The organism is Paenibacillus athensensis (assembly GCF_004514475.2).
In the GTDB taxonomy this organism is placed as follows: Bacteria; Bacillota; Bacilli; order Paenibacillales; family NBRC-103111; genus Paenibacillus_AL; species Paenibacillus_AL athensensis.
Window position 1 is genome coordinate 16,225 of sequence record NZ_MYFO02000001.1, and the last position, 18,070, is coordinate 34,294.

The 18,070-nt window shown below is 56.3% G+C and carries 15 protein-coding genes; 6 read left to right on the plus strand and 9 right to left on the minus strand.

The features are described 5' to 3' along the window. Nucleotides 1-13: 13 nt before the first annotated feature. From B5M42_RS00105 to B5M42_RS00145, 9 genes are all read right to left on the minus strand, one after another. A complete protein-coding gene (locus B5M42_RS00105) occupies nt 14-1,372 on the minus strand; it encodes a hypothetical protein (RefSeq protein WP_134756931.1) in 1,359 nt (452 codons plus the stop codon). Further along, the gene (locus tag B5M42_RS00110) at nt 1,365-1,637 is read right to left on the minus strand and encodes a phosphopantetheine-binding protein (protein ID WP_209280789.1); all 273 of its coding nucleotides are present in this window, start codon (nt 1,635-1,637) and stop codon (nt 1,365-1,367) included. Before B5M42_RS00110 ends, B5M42_RS00105 begins: the two co-directional genes overlap by 8 nt. A 50-nt stretch (nt 1,638-1,687) precedes the next feature. Continuing rightward, nucleotides 1,688-2,263: a hypothetical protein gene (locus B5M42_RS00115; protein ID WP_134756929.1), complete on the minus strand. Its 576-nt coding sequence runs from the start codon at nt 2,261-2,263 to the stop codon at nt 1,688-1,690. 7 nt (nt 2,264-2,270) lie between these two features. Beyond that, nucleotides 2,271-3,245, minus strand: a complete 975-nt coding sequence (locus tag B5M42_RS00120; RefSeq protein WP_134756927.1) for a cysteine peptidase family C39 domain-containing protein — start codon at nt 3,243-3,245, stop codon at nt 2,271-2,273. Between the two features lie 15 nt (nt 3,246-3,260). Continuing rightward, a complete protein-coding gene (locus B5M42_RS00125; protein ID WP_134756925.1) occupies nt 3,261-4,250 on the minus strand; it encodes an LLM class flavin-dependent oxidoreductase in 990 nt (329 codons plus the stop codon). Between the two features lie 277 nt (nt 4,251-4,527). Beyond that, nucleotides 4,528-4,854 carry a hypothetical protein gene (locus B5M42_RS00130; RefSeq protein WP_134756923.1) on the minus strand — a complete coding sequence of 109 codons (327 nt, stop codon included), beginning with the start codon at nt 4,852-4,854 and terminating at the stop codon, nt 4,528-4,530. A 146-nt stretch (nt 4,855-5,000) separates the two neighbouring features. Further along, nucleotides 5,001-5,795, minus strand: coding sequence for a hypothetical protein (locus B5M42_RS00135; protein ID WP_134756921.1), 795 nt, complete (start codon nt 5,793-5,795; stop codon nt 5,001-5,003). Between the two features lie 18 nt (nt 5,796-5,813). After that, on the minus strand, nt 5,814-8,126 hold the full coding sequence (locus tag B5M42_RS00140) for a hypothetical protein (protein ID WP_134756919.1): 2,313 nt from the start codon (nt 8,124-8,126) through the stop codon (nt 5,814-5,816). An 89-nt stretch (nt 8,127-8,215) separates the two neighbouring features. Continuing rightward, entirely contained in the window at nt 8,216-9,322 is a 1,107-nt protein-coding gene (locus B5M42_RS00145) for an alpha-xenorhabdolysin family binary toxin subunit A (RefSeq protein WP_167690271.1), read from the minus strand. Nucleotides 9,323-9,881: 559 nt separating this feature from the next. Here B5M42_RS00145 and cysT point away from each other — a divergent pair. From cysT to B5M42_RS00175, 6 genes are all read left to right on the plus strand, one after another. Then, complete coding sequence (gene cysT, locus B5M42_RS00150; protein ID WP_134756915.1) at nt 9,882-10,688, plus strand: sulfate ABC transporter permease subunit CysT; 807 nt, start codon at nt 9,882-9,884, stop codon at nt 10,686-10,688. After that, a complete protein-coding gene (locus tag B5M42_RS00155) occupies nt 10,685-11,479 on the plus strand; it encodes a sulfate ABC transporter permease subunit (protein ID WP_134756913.1) in 795 nt (264 codons plus the stop codon). The genes cysT and B5M42_RS00155 overlap by 4 nt, the downstream gene beginning before the upstream one ends. Nucleotides 11,480-11,506: 27 nt before the next feature. Beyond that, nucleotides 11,507-12,616 (plus strand): sulfate ABC transporter substrate-binding protein, encoded by a 1,110-nt coding sequence (locus B5M42_RS00160; protein ID WP_134756911.1) that lies wholly within the window; start codon nt 11,507-11,509, stop codon nt 12,614-12,616. A gap of 199 nt (nt 12,617-12,815) precedes the next feature. Further along, nucleotides 12,816-14,546, plus strand: a complete 1,731-nt coding sequence (locus B5M42_RS00165) for a sensor histidine kinase (protein ID WP_134756909.1) — start codon at nt 12,816-12,818, stop codon at nt 14,544-14,546. A 29-nt stretch (nt 14,547-14,575) separates the two neighbouring features. Further along, nucleotides 14,576-16,204, plus strand: coding sequence for a response regulator (locus B5M42_RS00170; protein WP_134756907.1), 1,629 nt, complete (start codon nt 14,576-14,578; stop codon nt 16,202-16,204). Nucleotides 16,205-16,244: 40 nt separating this feature from the next. Continuing rightward, nucleotides 16,245-17,912 carry a type 2 periplasmic-binding domain-containing protein gene (locus B5M42_RS00175; RefSeq protein WP_167690269.1) on the plus strand — a complete coding sequence of 556 codons (1,668 nt, stop codon included), beginning with the start codon at nt 16,245-16,247 and terminating at the stop codon, nt 17,910-17,912. Nucleotides 17,913-18,070 lie beyond the last annotated feature (158 nt).

The following is an 18,070-nucleotide window of genomic DNA, read 5'->3' on the forward strand; positions in this document are numbered from 1 at the left end:
CTCCCGTATCGGTTTAGTTGTAAATGGCGAAGCGGCGGCTTTGCAAAAATTGCCGGTAGCGGCCCAGCAGCTGGAGCCGTTCCTCTGCGTGGCGGGCGGCGATGCAGACATAGCTGCGGCCTTTGAACAGCTTGCCTGCGGCTTGCGGAGCCTCGGCCAGCTGCGCAGCCAGACAGAGGGCGTTGGCGGCAAGCGGGATTAGCCCGGACGAACGGCCGGGCAGGAACAGCAGTTCCTCGCGCTCCAGCTCAGCCAGCCATGCGGCATAATCGAACCTGCGCTCATAACCGAGCGACAGGGAGATCAGGCTGCCGGTCAAGCCGAAGTCGGACAAATAGCGGTCGAGCCCGGCATTGATCAGGCCCATCGATTGGCGGGCGTTGATTTCGACGATCGGCACGAGTGCTCCGTCGGTTAGCCGCATCGAATCGACGCATACGTTGCCCCGATAGCCGTCCTTGAACAGCTCGCCGGCGATTCGTTCCATAAGCGTGAAATAACCGGCCTGCTCCAGCACCGTCATCAGCTCGGGACCGGCTTGCGCTGAACCGAGATAGGCGAAGGCGTCGTTGACCATCGTTTGCACGGACAGCAGCGACCAGCGACCGTCGTCGTCAATGCGGAACTGGCAGGAAAAGTCGGTTTCCTTCTCCAGAAGCGGCTCCAGCAGAAAACGGGAGCTGCGGCCTTGCTGCTCTTGGGCAAGCAGGTGCTTGACGACGCGCTGGAGCAGGGGCGGGGCAGAGACAAGCATATTGCCCTTGCCGGAAACGCCGAACGGGTCTTTGATCAGAAAAGGGCCTTCGGCCAGCAGCCGTTCGCCGATCCGCTGAAGCTCTTCGGCACTTTCGGCGACGACGCCGGGCGAGATCAGACCAAGCCGCTCATACATATGATGCGAATAGATTTTCGAATTCACCGCCCGTACAGCTTCATAGGAGGGGGCGTTGTGGGCCAGCCCGTAGCGGTCGGCAAATTCGGCCAGCTGCGGAATGACCGCATACGCCGACAAGCGGCGGCCCTGCGGGCTTAGCCGCTCAACGGCAGGCGCAGCTTCGGCTTCCAGCCCGAGCGCGAATACCGAACGCGGGCTCGATGGAGTGAGCGCCGCTTCCGTCAGCGGCGCGCGATTCGCTTCGAATCGGTAGCCGAGCCGGTACAGATAGGCGTGCTGCGCCACCGGCAGCCCGTAGCGGACAAGCAGCGCGTCGCCTTCGGAGCAAAGCGCAAATAACAGCTCGTCCATTGCGCCGATAATAAAGGCGCGCTCTTTGTCGGGCATGGACGGCAGCTGGCTTGCGCCCGGCTCGCGCCAGAATTGCTCGGCGTCAAAGCTGCCGGCCACCAGCGAGCTGGCGCGACGGCTATTCATTTTCGGCAAGCCGGCCTGCGATATATTCGCCCAGCTTGCCAATTGAGCTGAGATGGTCAAAGTCGAATTGCTCGAAATCGATTTCAATAGAAAAGCTGTCCTCCAGACCGAGAATAAAGCTGATCATTTGCAGGGAATCGAGGCCGATTTCGTTGATGATGTCGGTCGATTCGGTCAGATTGGCAGTCAGCTCGGGATTTTTGCGAACCTCGACAAGCACGTTTTTGATTTCTTCGATCAAGACCAGCTTGGTTTCATTCATCATGCATAGCTCCTGACTTTATAAAATGGTGTAGGGAAGAGGAAGAACGTCGGCTACAGCAGCGTTATTGCGAAAATGTACATATAAGGGTTGTCCGGCAGCTCGACGGTTTGCAGCAGCGCGGCGGGATCGAGGTCCAGCGTCTGGAGCCACAGGCCGACGGGAAATTCCAGCGGCTTGCGGTCGCGCCAGTAGTAGGGCATGCGTAAAGCCACCCGTTCGCCGTAGCTGAGCTCCTTGTAGTCCCACAGCTTGCACAGATCGGACAAGCCCAGCCGGGCCCGCGAGCTGAATGTTTGCCCGTCGCGCTCGTAAGTGAAGCGCACGGTGTCTTCGTAGTCGCCCCAAGTCGTGACGCCGATCAGCGCCAGCTGACGGAAAGGCCGGTCGCAGCGCAGCTCGAGAATTTGTCCCTCGCAGCTGATATGGTCGTCATCCGTGGTGTCGGTTGCGGGAAATTGAAACGGGATGCCTTCGCATTCAATCCTTTCGCCATTGGGCAGCAGCGGTCCCGGAAGGCTGCTGAACGAATGCTCCATGCAGCCCCAGATGCCCAGGTCGGGCCAGGATACGGCTTTGCCGTTGAAGTAGGGGGCAAGCGGCAGAGCATAGGCGTGCGCTGTCGTCATTGGCCGATCACTCCTTTTGGGATAACGTGGCGAGCAGGATGCCGATATCGTTAAGCAAGTCGGCTTCCAGTCCGATCATCGGGGCAAGCCGCGAGCGGATTTGCGTCACGGGCACCTGCCCTTTCATTTGCAGCTTTTTGAGATTGTTGCGAAAGGAGAACCATTTGCTCGTCAAAGTTTCCAACGTCTCCAGCGTGCTCTCCGGGATCGCGCTGGCGAGCGCCAGCTGCGGATGGTGGCGAAGAAACAACAGAAACTCCTGAAAGCTCTCGCGGAAGGCAACGATTTGCTTGAGCGGGTTCCACCAGATATCGATCAGGCCGGTGCAGTCGTCCTGACCGTCCAGATCGGCGTACAAACGCTGCAGCCCGGCCAGTCCGGCTTGAATGCGGGCATGCGCAGAAGACAGTTGGCCGAGCAGCATGTCCCTTTCGGGGGCCAGCTGCGGCGCTGACAGCTCGAAGCCGTAGGTGCTGCCGTTCAGCTCAATGCCGCCGGTGAAAAACGCGTCGATCACGTCAAAGCTGACCCAGCCGGCGAAATCGGGCACGAAATCGACGACGTACAGCTCACGGTCGCGCGGGTTGTAGCCGGTGATCAAAATATCGTGGTTCATATGCGTCTGGCGGTAGCAGATCGTCGACCACGGAATATCCCAAATATCGCCCGTCAGAATCACTGTCGAGCCGCGTGCGAGAATGACTTCCTCGGCCAGCTCCTCAAGCGTCCGTCCGTGGTGCTGCGTCTGCTTCATCCCATAAAGCTTCTCCAGATTCATCCAGAAGGGCAGCGGCTCGTCCGGCTCCAGCGCGCTCAAATCGGTCAGCGAGCGGTAGCTGAAGCCCCAGTTGTCGGAGAACAGCCAATGAAAGGGCAGTCCGCGGGTTTTGATTGATGAGCAGATCAGAAATTCGGTGCAATCGATAAAATGGGTGCCAGCGGTATATAACTGCGGTCTGGCAAACAGCACGTCTTGAGTCAACTCGCTTCCCTCCTGCTAGGATGTCGGTACATATGGCAGCACATATTCGCCAAGCCGTTCGATTTCGCGGTCGCCGGCCATGCCGGAAAGCAGGAAATAATCGGCTCCGAGCGCTTCGTAGTGCCGCAGCGTGTCGATGACCTCGCGATAGCTGCCGACGATGGATAGCCCGTGCGCGGTGCTGATCTGGGCGATGCCCGACCACAGATGGCGGTCGACGCGATAATCCTCATGCGCCAGCAGCTCCTTGTGCTCGGCGATGCCGACCGAGTCCACGGTTTTGAGCAGCAGGCTTTTCATTTTCTTGTCCCTTCGGCTGAAGGTGGCGCTTAGCGCCTCGGCGGCTTGCCACGCTTCATCGGAAGCGCTCCGGGCAATCACATCGATCAGCAGGCCGCAGCGAATCGAACGCCCGTATGCCTGCGCCTGCTGCTTGACCGTTGCGAACGTTTCGCCGGCCCCGGCGAAGTCGCGGGCGTAGATGACGCAAAAATCGGCGTAGCGGGCCGCTGTCGCCAGCGCTTGGGGCGAACTGCCGGCAACGAAGATGCGAGGCGGCGGCGCTTGGGGCGTCACGCGAAACTGGTTCAAGCGGTAATAATCGCCTTGAAATGTAATCGATTCCTCCGCCGCCATGCGAAGAATAGACACGAATTCCTCCGTACGCCGGTAGCGGTCGATATGTCGTTCAAAATTTCCCTCCTTGCCTAGCTCCAGATGCGAGCTGCCGGTTACGATGTTCAAATCGATCCGGCTGCCCGTGATGAGATTGAGCGTGTTGACAGCTTTGGCCGTATAGGACGGCAGCACAAGGTTGGTGTTCTGGGCGACGAGAAACCGCAGCCTTTCGGTCTGGGTCGCCAGCTGCGTCGCCAAAATCCAGGGGTCCATCGCCATTTGCAGACTGACGATCAAGGCGGCGTCAAAGCCGTGTCGGTCGGCAAGTTGCGTTTGGCGGACGATGTCGGCATAGGCTTCGCCTTGCAAATTCCAACAAAATTCCATCGCGCAGCTTCCTTTGTCTGATAATAGGTTCGTTAGATGACGCCGGACAACCCCCTCATTGGCCTGATCGACAAAAGCGTTCGTCAGGTGGCGTTTTTGGGCTTCAATTTCTATTTTAAACCAAATAAACACGCGTTCTTAGTGGTCAATTTTCAGGTTGATTTGTATAGATTTCAGGTTTCTGGAAAAAAGGTCCATTGATGGCTCTTTTGCGAAAAAACAAAAAAGCTGACCGGCGTCATCGGCGATGACGACCACAGTCAGCTTGGAGCAACGGCTAGTTATGTCCGTTGATGTTGAAAAAACCGTCCTGGAACATGATGTCGATAATCGAATTGCGGTTCAGCTTGTCGTCAAGCTGCGAGCCGCGCGTGACAACGAATTCCTGCCGCGACATGATTTCGCCGTTCAGCAAGGCGACCAGCACGAAGCCGTTTAAATAAATGTTGCGCGAGTTGCCGTATTCGACCACCTTGGACTCATACGGCGACAGCGCCATGTCTTGCGTGCCGGCGCTGTTGGAAGGATTCTCGCCTTCGCGGATGTACAAGGTTAATGAAAGATTATGATTAGTTTGATTATGAAATGTTTTTCTGCCTGCCATGATAAGGTCACTTTCCTTTCCAAATGGTGGTGCGTCTTTGAATTTCACGGTTTTCGCGCCGTTGTTAAGACTCAGCTTGCCGTCAGGGTGCAGACTCGCGAGCGCCAAGCGTCTGCGTCAACGATTGGCAGGCGCCAAGCGGCGGATCAGCTCCAGACGTTGCCGGCAAACGCTTGCGCTTCGCCTGCGACCTGCTGCCATTGCGTGATCGCCAGCTCAATGCCCAGCTCGGTCAAAAAAGGCGATTCCGGATCAAAGCCGTCGGCGTAAGCTTCGGCAATTGCCGCCAAATCCTCCTTGATCGCGGTCCAGCTGCCGCGAATGAGCTGGATCTTGGCCAGCGGCGAATTCATCAGGCTGTTCAGCAGCCCTGGAAGCAGCGCCAGCGCCTTGGCGACTTCCCCGGCTTGGCCGCCAGGGTCGTAGCTGGCGCGCAGGCTGCGCGCGGATACGTTGGAGCCGGCTGCTTGCGTCACCTGCCGTTTGACTTTATCAATCGCATTGGCGAAGCGGACAACAGCGTCGGCGATCGTGGCAGCGAGCGATTCGTTGGCGACGACCTCGGCCGTTAATGCGTCGATCAGCTGCGTGAACTGCGGCATATAAGCAGCAACGCTGCCGCCGTTATCCAGCGCATCGACGATTTGTTTGAGCTTGGCGTATTGCTCTTTGACGTCGGCCGTTCCGTACTTGTAAATCGCTTTGGCCAGATGGATCATATTCGGAAACGTCCGCTGCTGCCAGTCGGTTGCACAGGCGTACAGCTCGGGAAACGCCGGAACGATGCCGTTAATATAGGAGCCAACCTTTTGTCCGGTTGTCACAATTTGGTTGACGTATCCGTTGACGCTATTCCAGTCGGACAGTGAGACGGCGTAAGGAGAGCGGGAGGGGTCGCTTAATGCGCCCGGGCCTAGTTTGGCGTCTAATACAGCGGTCATAAATTTTTCCTTCCTTCCCTAATTCATCTTCGCGATCAGCGAGCCGGAAAATTCCAGCTCAATGCCCGTCAGGCCCGACAAATCGAGCTGGCGGTTGTATTGGCTGTCTGTAGCCAGGCTAACGCGCCATTCGGTAAATGGCGTCGGGACGAAATAGGCGAATTTCGTTTCATCGGCCAACCGTCCGTCCAGCAGCACGCTGCCGTTTGCCGGATCGTAAATAAAGCCGAGCTGCAGTCCTTGCGACACGAAGGGCGTCGTGGGCTTGTTCTGCCAGCGGTCGGTATAAACACCCGTCGTACGCAGCTCCACATAAATCGGGGAAGCGCAGCGCGCGCCTGCCAGCCGAACGCGTACCAAGTCCACGCGCACGCGGTTGAAATCGGCAAATACGCTGTCCAGCGCACCGATGGTAAACGATACGCTGCCGTTTTGCTTGAAGGCCTCCAGCTTGCCGGCTGCGGTAATGGCATAAGGCATGTTCTGGAACGCTTGCGGATGCGGATTGAAATGCTCCAGCGCCCGATTGTAGTCGTTCTGGATTTGCGCCAGCCCGGACGTCAGCGCTTCGATTTTCTCCGTGATTGAGCAGCTGCAGGTTGAGTCCTGCAGCGCCCAATATTTGTAGGCGTGCATGTAGTTTTCCAGCGCCACGAACAGCGACATCTTTTGCATCAAATAGCGCAAATAAAACTGCTGCATCATTTCCGTCGTCGGCGCTTGACCGGCCTTGAGCTGTTTGACGTAATCCTCCAGCCGCGCCTGACGGGCGTCGTCAACCTGCTGCTGAAGCTTGAGCCGCACGAGCTGCTCGCTCATCTGAATCAGCGCCACCTGCTTGGTCGTCAAATCCTTGCCATACAAGGCGAGGATGTCCATTTGCAGCTGATAGTCGGAAGCGCCGCCAATGTTGTTGTCAATTGCCGGCTTCATGTTGGCATCAGCTTGCAGCTGATACTGATCCCAGAACACGGTGCCTGACAGCTCGCCCTGATCGCCGTCCAGCGACATTTGCGCCAGCTTGTCGGCCATCGATTGTCCTTGGGCCAGGCTGGTTGCAGCTTGCTGAATTTTGATCGCCATGTCGTATACTTTGGCCAGCGCTTCAATGATTTTGGATAAATTTTTCATCGCGTCGCCAAGCTCCACGGCATTTTTGGCCGCTGTAGCCGCAGCGGCAGCCGCTTCGGCCGCGGCGGCAGGCGCAGCCGCTCCCGCTGTTGCAGCCATAGTCGCGATCGAAGAAGCAAAGTCGAGAATAGCGCCGATAATCGCCAGAGCCGCTTTCCATTGCTGCTGCGTTTTCCACACCTCAAGGCCAAGCGCAAAGGTGCCGGCAGCACGCTGCATCTCCAGTTGCTGCATCTTGAATCGGGTCATGGCGGCGTCTACGGCTTTGCGGGCGATGCCTAGGTTGGTGTCGCACTGCTGGATCAGCTGCTGATTGAACTGCGATTGTGCCACACTATCCTTGAGCATCAGCTCGGCGGCTTCAATACGTGCGTTCAAATCCGATTCCTGGGCGCTGAAGCGTTCGTACTGGCGCTCGTATTCCAGCGCAACCGCGGTATAAGCGGCAGCCGTATCCTTGTATACCTGCGGACTGAGCACGGGTACGAACAGGGCGTTGCTCGGCTGGCTCTTGAGAATGACGAGCAGCGAAGCGCTTTGCACGACCATTTCATTAAAAGCGGGCGAGAAGACGGCGCAGGCGCGAATCCACTCCAGCATCGGCTCCGCGGCGTCCGGCTGGCGATTTACGAGCACGGTCGCGTACATGAATTCCTCGACCAGCATCAAATGCAGGTCGGAGCCTTCATTCGTCAGCGGAGCCGTCAGCGACTTGAGCGGAATTTGCTGCAGCTTGTTGTCGGCGCAGCTGATGCGCAGTCCGATCGTGTCCAGCTTGGAAATCGCCAGAGAGGTTGGTTCGCTTTGTCCGGCCATCAGCGCCTTGATTTGCAGCGGAGCCGTGAATTCCTGCGCATAGAGCAGCAGCACGGCATTGGCCTTTTCACGGAAATCAAGCGTAATCCGGGCTTGGTCGCTCGTTTCGATGCGGCGGGCGAAGAGGGTCAGCGAGCTGCTTTGCAACGTCCAGTTCAGACCGGCCGGAATGCGGACGACATCGGCGTATACGGACACCATCAGGGGCGAGACGCCTTGCTGCTTCAGCATTTGCTGCAGCTTGCCCAAATCGACCACCATGTCGCGCACGACGGTGTGGTATTTGTTCAGCGATGTCAATGTACAGTCGGGAATGCTGGCTTCCTGCCGAACCTCTTGGAACAGCGTATCCCAGTCGGTCGGAAGGTCGAGCGTAATCGTCATGATGAAGGCCTCCGTTTCAAGGGTAATAGAAATCTGGCGAAAGGACTGTTCGGCCCCCTCGCCAGCTCTGTCATGCTATGAGAGATACATCAAGCGGTCTGTGACGTAACAAAGGTAACGAAAGCAAAATGACGGTAGTCATCGGCATCCTGTCCAACCTTGGCCCAGCTGTCGGCAGCGGCGTCGAGACCCAGATTCCACAGCTCGGGGTCCTGATCGGAGATCGCATTTTTGATCAGGTCCTGCAACGATTTCAGATCGTCAGCGAGCGCTTTCCAGGAGCCTTTGGCTTTTTGCAGCGCCGGGAGCGCATTGTTGATCGATTCCTTGATGAAGCCGAGGCTTTTGGAGGCACTGGTCAAGGCGGCCAAAATGTTCAGGTCCGTATTCAGCTCGGTCGTCAGGCTGTTGATTTGCTTCTGGATTTCGTCCATTTGGCGCTTGCACGCTGCTGCTGCGGCGCCATAGGTGCCAGCAACGACCACAGCGGCGATAAAGCCAAAAATCGTAGCCCAGGCATATGTCGGCGTGGTAGCGGCAATGACGACATCGCGGTTGTATTCGTCATTCAGCTTGTTAAACTGGTCGGTCAGGTCGGAGATCTGCTTCTTCAGCTTCGTGACGACGCCGTCCTCGTCATTCATTTGCTTGTTGTAGTTCTCGTCAAGCTTTTGAATGACTGTTTGATCGTTTGCCGTGTCGTCGGCGAATTTGGTGACGGCAGTTTCGGCAGCTACGGCGCGGTCATGGAATTCCGTCGCTTTTTTCTGGAGGAGATTGATGATCGCCGTCAGCTCTTTCAGCACCTTGTCTGTCGGATTCTCCAGATAGTCGTCGATTCTTTTTTGCAATGCCGGATAGTAGGTCTTGGTGTATGTATTGTAATTGACGAGGTCGCTCGCCAGACTGACGGTTTGCGGGAATGTATCGTGCTGCCAGGTGTTGCAGTGCTCGTGTACCTTCTTATAGGCGTCGTAAATATCGCTGATATTCGGGATCGAAGCGCCAGGCTTCAGGTTAGCATAAACGCGAAATTCTTCGTCGTTGGTCGGCAGCGAAAGACCGTTTTGCGCATAGGCCTGAATGGCCGCCCAATCGGCGCGGGACAGCACATACTGATTGCCCTGCTGGGATTCCTGTCTCAACTGGCCGGGACCGAAATTCAAAGCGGTGTTAAGACGTATAACATTTGACATAAAGTTGATTCCCCTTTCAAATTTATCCATTTTTATGGGACAGGTCCATAGTACCACGCGAAGGAGAAAAATGGAATATAAAATCTAAAATTTTACATTTTATAAATTTAACGCTATAATAATGGATTTATTTTACATAAATAATGGTGCTAAAATCCTGACGGAAAATATTGAACCTGAAATATAGATATAAAGAACTAGGTAAATATACCTTTATGGAAAAACGCCAAAAAAGCGCTCCAGACGCATTGCTCCCACATATTTTGAAAAGGCTTCGCAGGACAACGAACCCGGCAGCAGCCGTTTTCCTTTTATTAAAAAGCCGATTGTCGATGATATGCATGCGACCAGCGGAGGGACGCCTGCAGTCGCTGCAGGCCAACCGGCTACGGCACGTTTTTTCAAGCTGAGGCCAATCTTTGCATAGCCTTCACATGCGTTCAATCAGCGATTTTGCAGGCTGCAAATTTTTTGCTTGACAGTTAAAGAGGTGGACTGCTATATTTGAAATCAATTCCTAGTATTCAACTATGATTAATTGTAATTAGGTGGTGTTGACTTGGCCAACAAAGTATTTAAAGCTACAGTACGATCTGTGCTTATCGGTTACTTGATCGCGCTGCTGGTGCTGCCGATCGGAGCCATTTACGTCAAGGGGTTCTCGCTGGGCTGGCAGCCCTTCTGGGAAGAAGTGACCGGACCGCTTGCCTGGAAATCGGTGGTGCTGACAATCAAGCTCAGTATCCTTTCAACCATCATTCAAATGGTCATCGGCACGATGATTGCCTACGTGCTCGTCCGCTACACCTTTCCGGGGAAAAAGCTGCTGAACAGCATGGTCGATTTGCCGTTCTCACTGCCGACCTCCGTCGCGGGACTGATGATTCTGACGCTGCTCGGACCGCAAAGTCCGCTCGGCGCGGCGCTGGAGCACGCCGGGATTAAGCTGCTTTACAATCAAACAGCAATCGTCATTGGCCTTGTTTTTGTTACCTTTCCGTTCGTCATCCGTACGGTTCAACCGCTGCTGGAGCAGATCGATCCATCCGAGGAGCAAGCGAGCTATACGCTCGGCGCGAGCAAATGGCTGACCTTTCGCCGCATTGTCTTTCCAGCCGTCGCACCGGGTATCGTTGCCGGCAGCATGCTGGCCTTCTCGCGGGCTTTGGCGGAATTCGGCGCCATCTCGCTGATTTCCGGCAATTTGCCGGGCAAGACAATGGTGGTCTCCGTCTACATCTACGGCGAGACGCAAAATTTCAATCCCGAAGGAGCCGCGGCGCTGTCCATCGTGCTGCTGACGCTTTCGCTGCTGCTGCTCTGGATCATTAACCTCGTAAGCCGCGAAAGGAGGCAGCTGACATGAGACGCACGCTGATTGGTTTGACCGCGCTGATTATCGCTGTTTTGCTGCTCCTGCCGTTCGCGGGAATTACCGTCGGCGCTTTCCAGGATGGCTTTGGCCCGTTCGTCGAAGCGCTGGCCCGGCCGGAGGCGCTGCACGCCATGTATATTTCAGCGGTCATCATTATTGTTGTGACGCTGCTGAACACCATCGTCGGCGTGTATCTGTCGCTATCGCTGGTGCGGGGCCGCTGGATCGCCCGCTGGCTCAAGCCGGCGTTCAGCGCGATCATCGACCTGCCGTTTGCGGTTTCGCCGATCATTGCCGGCCTTACGGTCATCCTGATCTTCGGGCCGAATACGCTGCTGGGCGCTTTTTTCGAAGCGCATCATCTGAAAATCGTCTATGCGCTGCCCGGCATGATTCTCGCTACGACGTTCATCACCTTTCCGCTGATGATCCGCGAAGTCGTACCACTGCTGGAAGAGATCGGCACCCAGTCCGAGGAAGCCGCCGCGACGCTGGGCGCCAGCGAATGGCGGACCTTCCGCCAGGTCACCTGGCCGGCGATCCGCTGGGGCGTCGTCTACGGCATCGTGCTCACCGTAGCCCGCTCGCTGGGCGAATTCGGTTCGATTCTCGTCGTTTCCGGCAATATCATCGGCCAGACGCAGACCGCAACGACGCTTGTGTATCAGGACGCCGAGAATTTCAATCTGATTGCAGCCAACAGCCTGGCTTTTGTGTTGGGTCTCATTTCGATTACCATCCTGCTCCTCCTGGAGTGGATGAAGCATCGCGCACACCGTTAATCATTTAATGTAAAGGGGAGCTTTTCCATGAAAACCATTCGCACGCAAAACAAACGCACATTCGGCGCGCTTAGCGCCGCTATTCTGACCATCAGCCTGGCGCTGACCGGCTGCGCATCAGGCAACTCTGCCAGCCCGTCGCCATCGGCGCAGCCGTCCGCTGCAGCCGCATCTCCGGCCGCCAATGCCGGCGGCAGCGTGACGATTACCATCGGCGCGTATTCGATTCTCAAGGATTCCCTTGACAGCATCCTGCCGCTGTTCAAGGAGCAATGGAAGCAGAAGACCGGGCAAACGGTCGAATTCAAGGAATCGTACCAAGCCTCGGGCTCGCAGGCTACCGCGATCATTCAAGGCTTTGAAGCCGACATCGCGCCGCTTTCGCTGGAAGGCGATATTCAGAAAATCGTCGACAAGGGCCTGATCACGAACGATTGGAAAAGCAAGCCGCACGGCGGCATGATTACGAACTCGATCGCCGCGATTGGCGTTCGCGAAGGCAACCCCAAGCAAATCCGCGACTGGAACGATTTGACCAAGCCGGGCGTCGAGGTGCTGATCCCGAATCCGAGCACGTCGGGCGGCGCGAAATGGGACATTAACGCCATCTACGGCGCGGGCTTGAAAATTTCCGAGGAAGCCGGCGCGAAAGATCCGGCCAAAGCGAAAGACCTCGTAGCTCAAGTGTATAAAAATATCAAAGTGCTGGACAAAAGCGGCGCAGACTCGCTCGCTACGTTTGACAAAGGCGTGGGCGATGCCATCGTCACCTATGAAAACGAGCTGATTGCCCGGATCAAGGCCGGCCAGAAATACGAGGAGGTCGTGCCGAAATATACGACGGCCATCGAGAACCCGGTTGCGCTCGTCGACAAATACGTTGACAAACACGGCAACCGCGCAGCGGTTGAAGCGTTCCTCGAATTCCTCTGGAGCCCGGAAGCGCAGAAGGTATTTGCCGACAAAGGCTTCCGCTCCGTCGTTCCTGAAGTCGCCAAGCAATATGAAGCCAGCTACAAAAAGCCGGAGGGCTTGTTCGACATCGCCTATCTCGGCGGCTGGTCGCAGGTGAACAAGGAGCTGTACGGCAAGGGCGCGATTTGGGAAACGATTCTTGCCGAAGGCGGCAAGAAATAAGCAAGCGGCAACGCCGACAGGCCGTTCGCAAGCAGCTCAGGCTGCTGCGGACGGCTTTTTTGCCGTATACGCAATTTGGCTGCACTTGGCGCGATTTTGCTGCAATCGTGTCCGATTGGCCAGCGACAAAGAGGAATCGCCGTTTTCGCTGTCGAAGCTTGTCTATAGCAAATCGGAGCCCAGCCTGCAGGAGAACCCTATGATCAAAATGAGCATATTCCGCAAAATGATTTACGTGCTGTGTCTGTTGATTTTTCCCATTGTCGGCATGTATGCGTATTCCGTGCAGACGAATACCGCGGTCATCGAGGAGCACATTCACCTGACCAACATCAATCGTCTTACGTATTTTGCCAATGAAATCGATTCCCAAATCAAGCAAATTACACTCTCCGGACTGACGCTGACCGAGGACCCGAATGTGCAGCAATTCATGGGGTATTCCTTTAGCAATGACTCTTATGAAAACGCTCGCAATAAAGCGGCAATCATCCAGAAACTCAAGCTGCTGGCGTTTTCCGTCAACTGGCCGGTCAACATCTCGATTTTTTCCAATGTAGCCCATGAGGTCATTTCCAACGATCCATCGCGTCTGTACGACGAGGGGGTGCTGCGCAACAACGTGCGCTCGGTGTGGATTTCCGGTCCGGCCATCGGCGCAGGCTCCGGAATGGATTTTCACTGGTACGCCTATTTACCGGAAAACAAGGAGCCATATGCGATGGCCAATCTCGTCGTCGAGCTGCGCTTCACCGAGCAACCGCTCGTGCAGCTCCTTGACCACTTCAAGCAGCAAAGCGTGGACGAGCCGGTGCTGTACCGCTACGGCGGCGACATGATCGCCAATCGCAGCCTCAGCCCGGAGCTCAAGCAGCAATTCACGGCTTGGATGGGCGAGAACAGCCCGCTGCTGGAGGGCAGCGGCACCTTTACCGCCGAGCTTGGCGGCCAATCTTACGAGATCGCTTACGTGCGGATTCCGAGTATTCAATGGTACGCGCTGAACATCACGCCGGTGGAAAAAATTCTGAAGCCGATTCATCAAAGCCGCAATTTGTTCCTGCTGTTCATCGGATTCATTACGCTGCTCAGCTTCGCGGCTGCCTTTATGCTGTACCGTCAGGTGCAAATTCCGCTGGACCGGCTGATCCGCGGCTTGAAGAAGATTCAGTCCGGCGACTACGCCGTGCGGCTGGCGACGAAGAAGCGCGACGAGTTTCATTTTCTGAATCAGCGGTTCAACGATATGGCCGAGCGCATTCAGGAGCTGATCGAGCGGGTATTTCACGAGAAGCTGCACGCGCGCGAAGCGACGCTCAAGCATTTGCAGTCGCAAATCAATCCGCATTTTATTTATAATTGCATGGGCTTCATCATTAATATGAGCAAGCTCAAGCATCAGGACGCCGTCATTTCGATGGCGCAAAATTTGAGCCAATACTATCGCTACACGACCCGGCTGGAAAAACCGACCGCCTCGCTCAAGGAGGAGCTCAAGCTGGTCACGCATTATCTGGAAATCCAGAAGCTGCGTCAAGAGCGCGTGCATTATGAAATCGACGTGCCGGAGGAGATGCTGGATATCCAGCTGCCGAGGTTGATGCTGCAGCCGATTGTCGAGAATGCGATCATTCACGGCGTGCAGAGCAAGCTGGAGGCTGGATTTATCCGCATTTGCGGCCGGTTGGAGGACGACGAGGTGATGCTGTACGTCGAGGATGACGGGAAGGGACTGGACGAGGAGCAGCGCAGCGAGTTGGAGAACAAGATGAAGCTGCCGCTGCAGGAAGAGATCGGGTGCGGTCTGTGGAACGTCCATCAGCGGCTCAAGCTGCATTTCGGCGAGCAGGCCGAAGCGGCGATCGGGCCGTCAGAGCTCGGCGGCTTGCGGGTCACGCTGCTGTGGAGCTGGAGCGCGGACGAAGCGTAAGTAACAACATACGTAAGGAGAGGATCAAGATGCTGCAGCTGCTAGTCGTGGACGACGAGGCGCATTGGGTGGAAAGTCTGGTGGAAACCATTCCCTGGGATACGGTCGGCATCGGCCAGGTGTTCAAGGCTTATTCGGGCAAGGAAGCGCTGCATGTGATGAGCGAGCAGTCGATTGATGTGGTCATCACCGATATCCGCATGCCGGAAATGTCGGGGCTGGAGCTGATTCGCGAAATCCGCAAGGTATGGGCCAAGACCAAGTGCATCATTTTATCGGGCTACGCCGATTTTGAATACGCCCAGCAGGCGATGCAATACCAGTCATTTGATTACTTGCTCAAGCCGGTATGCGACGAGGATTTGCTGCGTACGGTCCATCAGTCGGTCGAGGTGATCCGCCAGGAGTGGGAGCAGGTCGCGTCCTACGAAAGCAGCATGCAGGTATTCCGCGAGAATTTGCCGCTGCTCAAAAGCAACCTGCTCGACGAACTGCTGCACGTGCAAACCTACAGCGAGGAGCGCTGGCTGGCCCGCAGCAAGCACCTCAACCTGCCGTTTGCCTTTGGCGCGCCTTATATGCTGATGCTGGCCCGGCTGGAGGACGGCTTTGAGCGCTTCAAGCCCGATCTGGCCGAATTTGCGCTTGGCAATATCGCCAATGAGCTGGGCAAATCCCATTTTCATTTCTGGTACACGAGCGACGTGCACGGGTATCTGGTGTTCGTGTTGACGCCCAAGGAGCCGTTCGGACCGGAGCCTGTGCCGGGCATGGACCCGCTGGAGGCCAGGCAGCAGATGGCCGAGCGGACGGCGCTGCGGCTGCAGCACAACGCCAAGGTGTTTCTCAAGGGCGAAATTTCGCTGGCACTCGGCAAATGGGGACGGTTTCCCGAGCAGCTGTCGGCGTCGTACAAGGAGATTTTGAGCGCGTTTCGGCAAAAGGTCGGCGGCGACAAGCATTTTTTCCTGAAAATTATGGAAGCCGCTCCCGAGCTGATCGATATTCAGGCATTGACCCGGCTGTATGAGCCGCCAAGCCTGATGCATTTATTGGAAGCGGGCCGCTGGGAGGATGCCGAGGTCAAGCTGGGCGATGTGTTCGCCGAGCTGGATCAGAAGCCGTTCCAGACGCAAGAGCACGTGATGGAGGTTTATTTTCATCTGCAATCGACCTTCATTTATTTGTGTCATAAAAACAACCAGCCGGTGCTTGGCGTCGACAGCATGCTGGAGGCCGGCCCCGACAACCGGATCGATTCGATCGAACGGCTGCGCCGCTGGGCGTTTGACATTTTGTATACGCTGCGCGACAGCGTCATTGCCGAGATGAAAATTTCACGCAAATCGATCATCCAGAAGGTGCAGCAATTCATCGACAAGCATCTGACCGGCGATATTTCGCTGAATACGCTCGCCCGGCACGCTTATATGCACCCGACCCATCTGTCGAAGATTTACAAAATGGAAACCGGCGAAGGCGTCAGCCAATATATCCATCGCATCCGGATGGAAAAGGCGGCTTTTTTGCTCAAAAATGCCTCCGACATGCGGATTTACGAGGTAGGCGAGCAGATTGGCATCGCCAATACGCCGTATTTTATCCGGATTTTCAAGAAGTATTTTGGCGTGACTCCGCAGGAATACAGAGAAAGCTGAAGAGTAGCATTGTCATCACGTGTCCGAATGGAGGATGGTCATGAGCAGGAAGAAGCGGATGTGGGGAGCGGCAGCCGGAGCGCTGCTGCTGACGGTAACGGTGAGCGGGTGCAAGCCCGCGGCAGGCGACACGGTGGCACATAGACCACCGGAAGCGGCTGGCGGCATTCCGTATGATCCGCCGATTACCGTGACGCGCGTGGTCAACAACACGCAGGAGCGGTTTGCGCCCGGCGAGGATTGGGATGATAATGTGTTCAACCGCTGGTCCAAGGCCACGCTCGGCATTCAGCTGAAAACGCTGTGGGTCGTCGACAATACGAACGACAACTACAAAACCAAGCTCAAGCTCAGCTTGTCGTCTGAAGGCATGCTGCCCGACATCGTGCCGTACCGCGATACGCTAAATGATTTGAACGAGCTGATCGATTCCGGCCGGTTCATGCCGGTGGATGAGCTGTTCGACCGTTATGCCAACGAAACGTGGAAAAAGCTGGCGGCCCAATACCCCGAAATGTGGTATTCCGTGACCAAGGACGGCAAGAAGTGGGCGGTTCCCGTTTTCGACTACACGTATAACGTCGAGCCCGTGCTGTGGATTCGCGAGGATTGGATGCGCAAGCTGGGCCTCTCTGCCCCGCAGACGGTCGACGATCTGGAGCGGATCATGGACGCCTTCGTGCACGACGACCCGGACGGCAATGGAATCGACGATACGTATGGCATTGCCGTGACGCTGCGCGACAAGGTCAATACGTGGATCGCCGATCTGAGCTGGCTGTTCGGCGCTTACGGCTCCGTGCCCCGCCAGTGGAACCTGAGCGGCGGTCAGCTGGCCTACGGCTCGATTGATCCCGGCAACAAGCTGGCGCTGGCCAAGCTGCGCAACTGGGTCGAGAAGCGCTATATTGCCGCCGATGCCGTCGTGTGGGACGAGACCAAAGCCGCCGAGCTGTTCACACTGGGCAAAGCCGGCATCGTCGCAGGCCCGCACTGGCTGGCCGATTGGCCGCTCAGCCAGCTCAAGGCCAACGTGCCTGGCGCCCAATACAAGGCGTACCCGGTGCCGGCGGGACCGGACGGGAAGCGCGGCGTGCGCGCCGGTTATTTGAACAATATGGTCAACGGGTATGAGCTGATCAACAAAGACAGTCCGCATCCGGAGGCTTATTTCGTATACTACAATTATATGCTCGATCATTTTGCCAATCCGCAGGCCGGCTCGGAGTTTGAGAACGGCTTTGCCGAAGGGTATGACTGGAAGCGGATCAACGGGTATGCGTCGCGGGACAAATCGCTTAATCTGCTCAATCCGCTCGCGTATTCGCTCAATTGGGACGGCGCCCGACTGCCGGATCTGATGATCGAAACGCTGCTCAAGCTCAAGAAGGGCCAAGCCGAGACGCCGTTTGAAATCCAGACGCAGCAATACCGAACGCGCGAGGAGATCGAAGCGGCGGCGATTGTCGCCGATTACGAGCGGGCGCATATCCGCTATCCCGACTATTTTGTCGGAGCGAGCACGCCGACGATGACGTCCAAGCTTGACTTGCTTCATCAGATGGAGGTGGAGACGTACACCAACATGATTTACGGCCGGACGCCAATTGAAGCGTTCGATGCCTTCGCGGCGCGTTGGCGGGAGCTGGGCGGCGATCAAATCACCCGCGAGGTCAACGACTGGTATCAAAGTGTGCTAAAAAAATAAAAACGCCTAATAAATTGCCATAATCACAAATTATTGTATCTACGCGATTCGCTGCCGCTCCTTTACGCTAGAAATGTAATCCATTTCAACGGAAAGGAGGGGCTTGGAGCCGATTTTGCATGGTCCAAGAGCAAACGCAGAGGCCCGAGACGGGCTCA

Bases quoted from the DNA above. Each gene is read 5' to 3' on its own strand.
- B5M42_RS00140 (WP_134756919.1), bottom strand. From the start codon at position 8,126: ATGACGATTACGCTCGACCTTCCGACCGACTGGGATACGCTGTTCCAA.
- B5M42_RS00175 (WP_167690269.1), top strand. From the start codon at position 16,245: ATGAGCAGGAAGAAGCGGATGTGGGGAGCGGCAGCCGGAGCGCTGCTG.
- B5M42_RS00110 (WP_209280789.1), bottom strand. From the start codon at position 1,637: ATGATGAATGAAACCAAGCTGGTCTTGATCGAAGAAATCAAAAACGTG.
- B5M42_RS00105 (WP_134756931.1), bottom strand. From the start codon at position 1,372: ATGAATAGCCGTCGCGCCAGCTCGCTGGTGGCCGGCAGCTTTGACGCC.
- B5M42_RS00160 (WP_134756911.1), top strand. From the start codon at position 11,507: ATGAAAACCATTCGCACGCAAAACAAACGCACATTCGGCGCGCTTAGC.
- B5M42_RS00170 (WP_134756907.1), top strand. From the start codon at position 14,576: ATGCTGCAGCTGCTAGTCGTGGACGACGAGGCGCATTGGGTGGAAAGT.
- B5M42_RS00125 (WP_134756925.1), bottom strand. From the start codon at position 4,250: ATGGAATTTTGTTGGAATTTGCAAGGCGAAGCCTATGCCGACATCGTC.
- B5M42_RS00165 (WP_134756909.1), top strand. From the start codon at position 12,816: ATGATCAAAATGAGCATATTCCGCAAAATGATTTACGTGCTGTGTCTG.
- B5M42_RS00130 (WP_134756923.1), bottom strand. From the start codon at position 4,854: ATGGCAGGCAGAAAAACATTTCATAATCAAACTAATCATAATCTTTCA.
- B5M42_RS00155 (WP_134756913.1), top strand. From the start codon at position 10,685: ATGAGACGCACGCTGATTGGTTTGACCGCGCTGATTATCGCTGTTTTG.
- B5M42_RS00145 (WP_167690271.1), bottom strand. From the start codon at position 9,322: ATGTCAAATGTTATACGTCTTAACACCGCTTTGAATTTCGGTCCCGGC.
- B5M42_RS00115 (WP_134756929.1), bottom strand. From the start codon at position 2,263: ATGACGACAGCGCACGCCTATGCTCTGCCGCTTGCCCCCTACTTCAAC.
- B5M42_RS00135 (WP_134756921.1), bottom strand. From the start codon at position 5,795: ATGACCGCTGTATTAGACGCCAAACTAGGCCCGGGCGCATTAAGCGAC.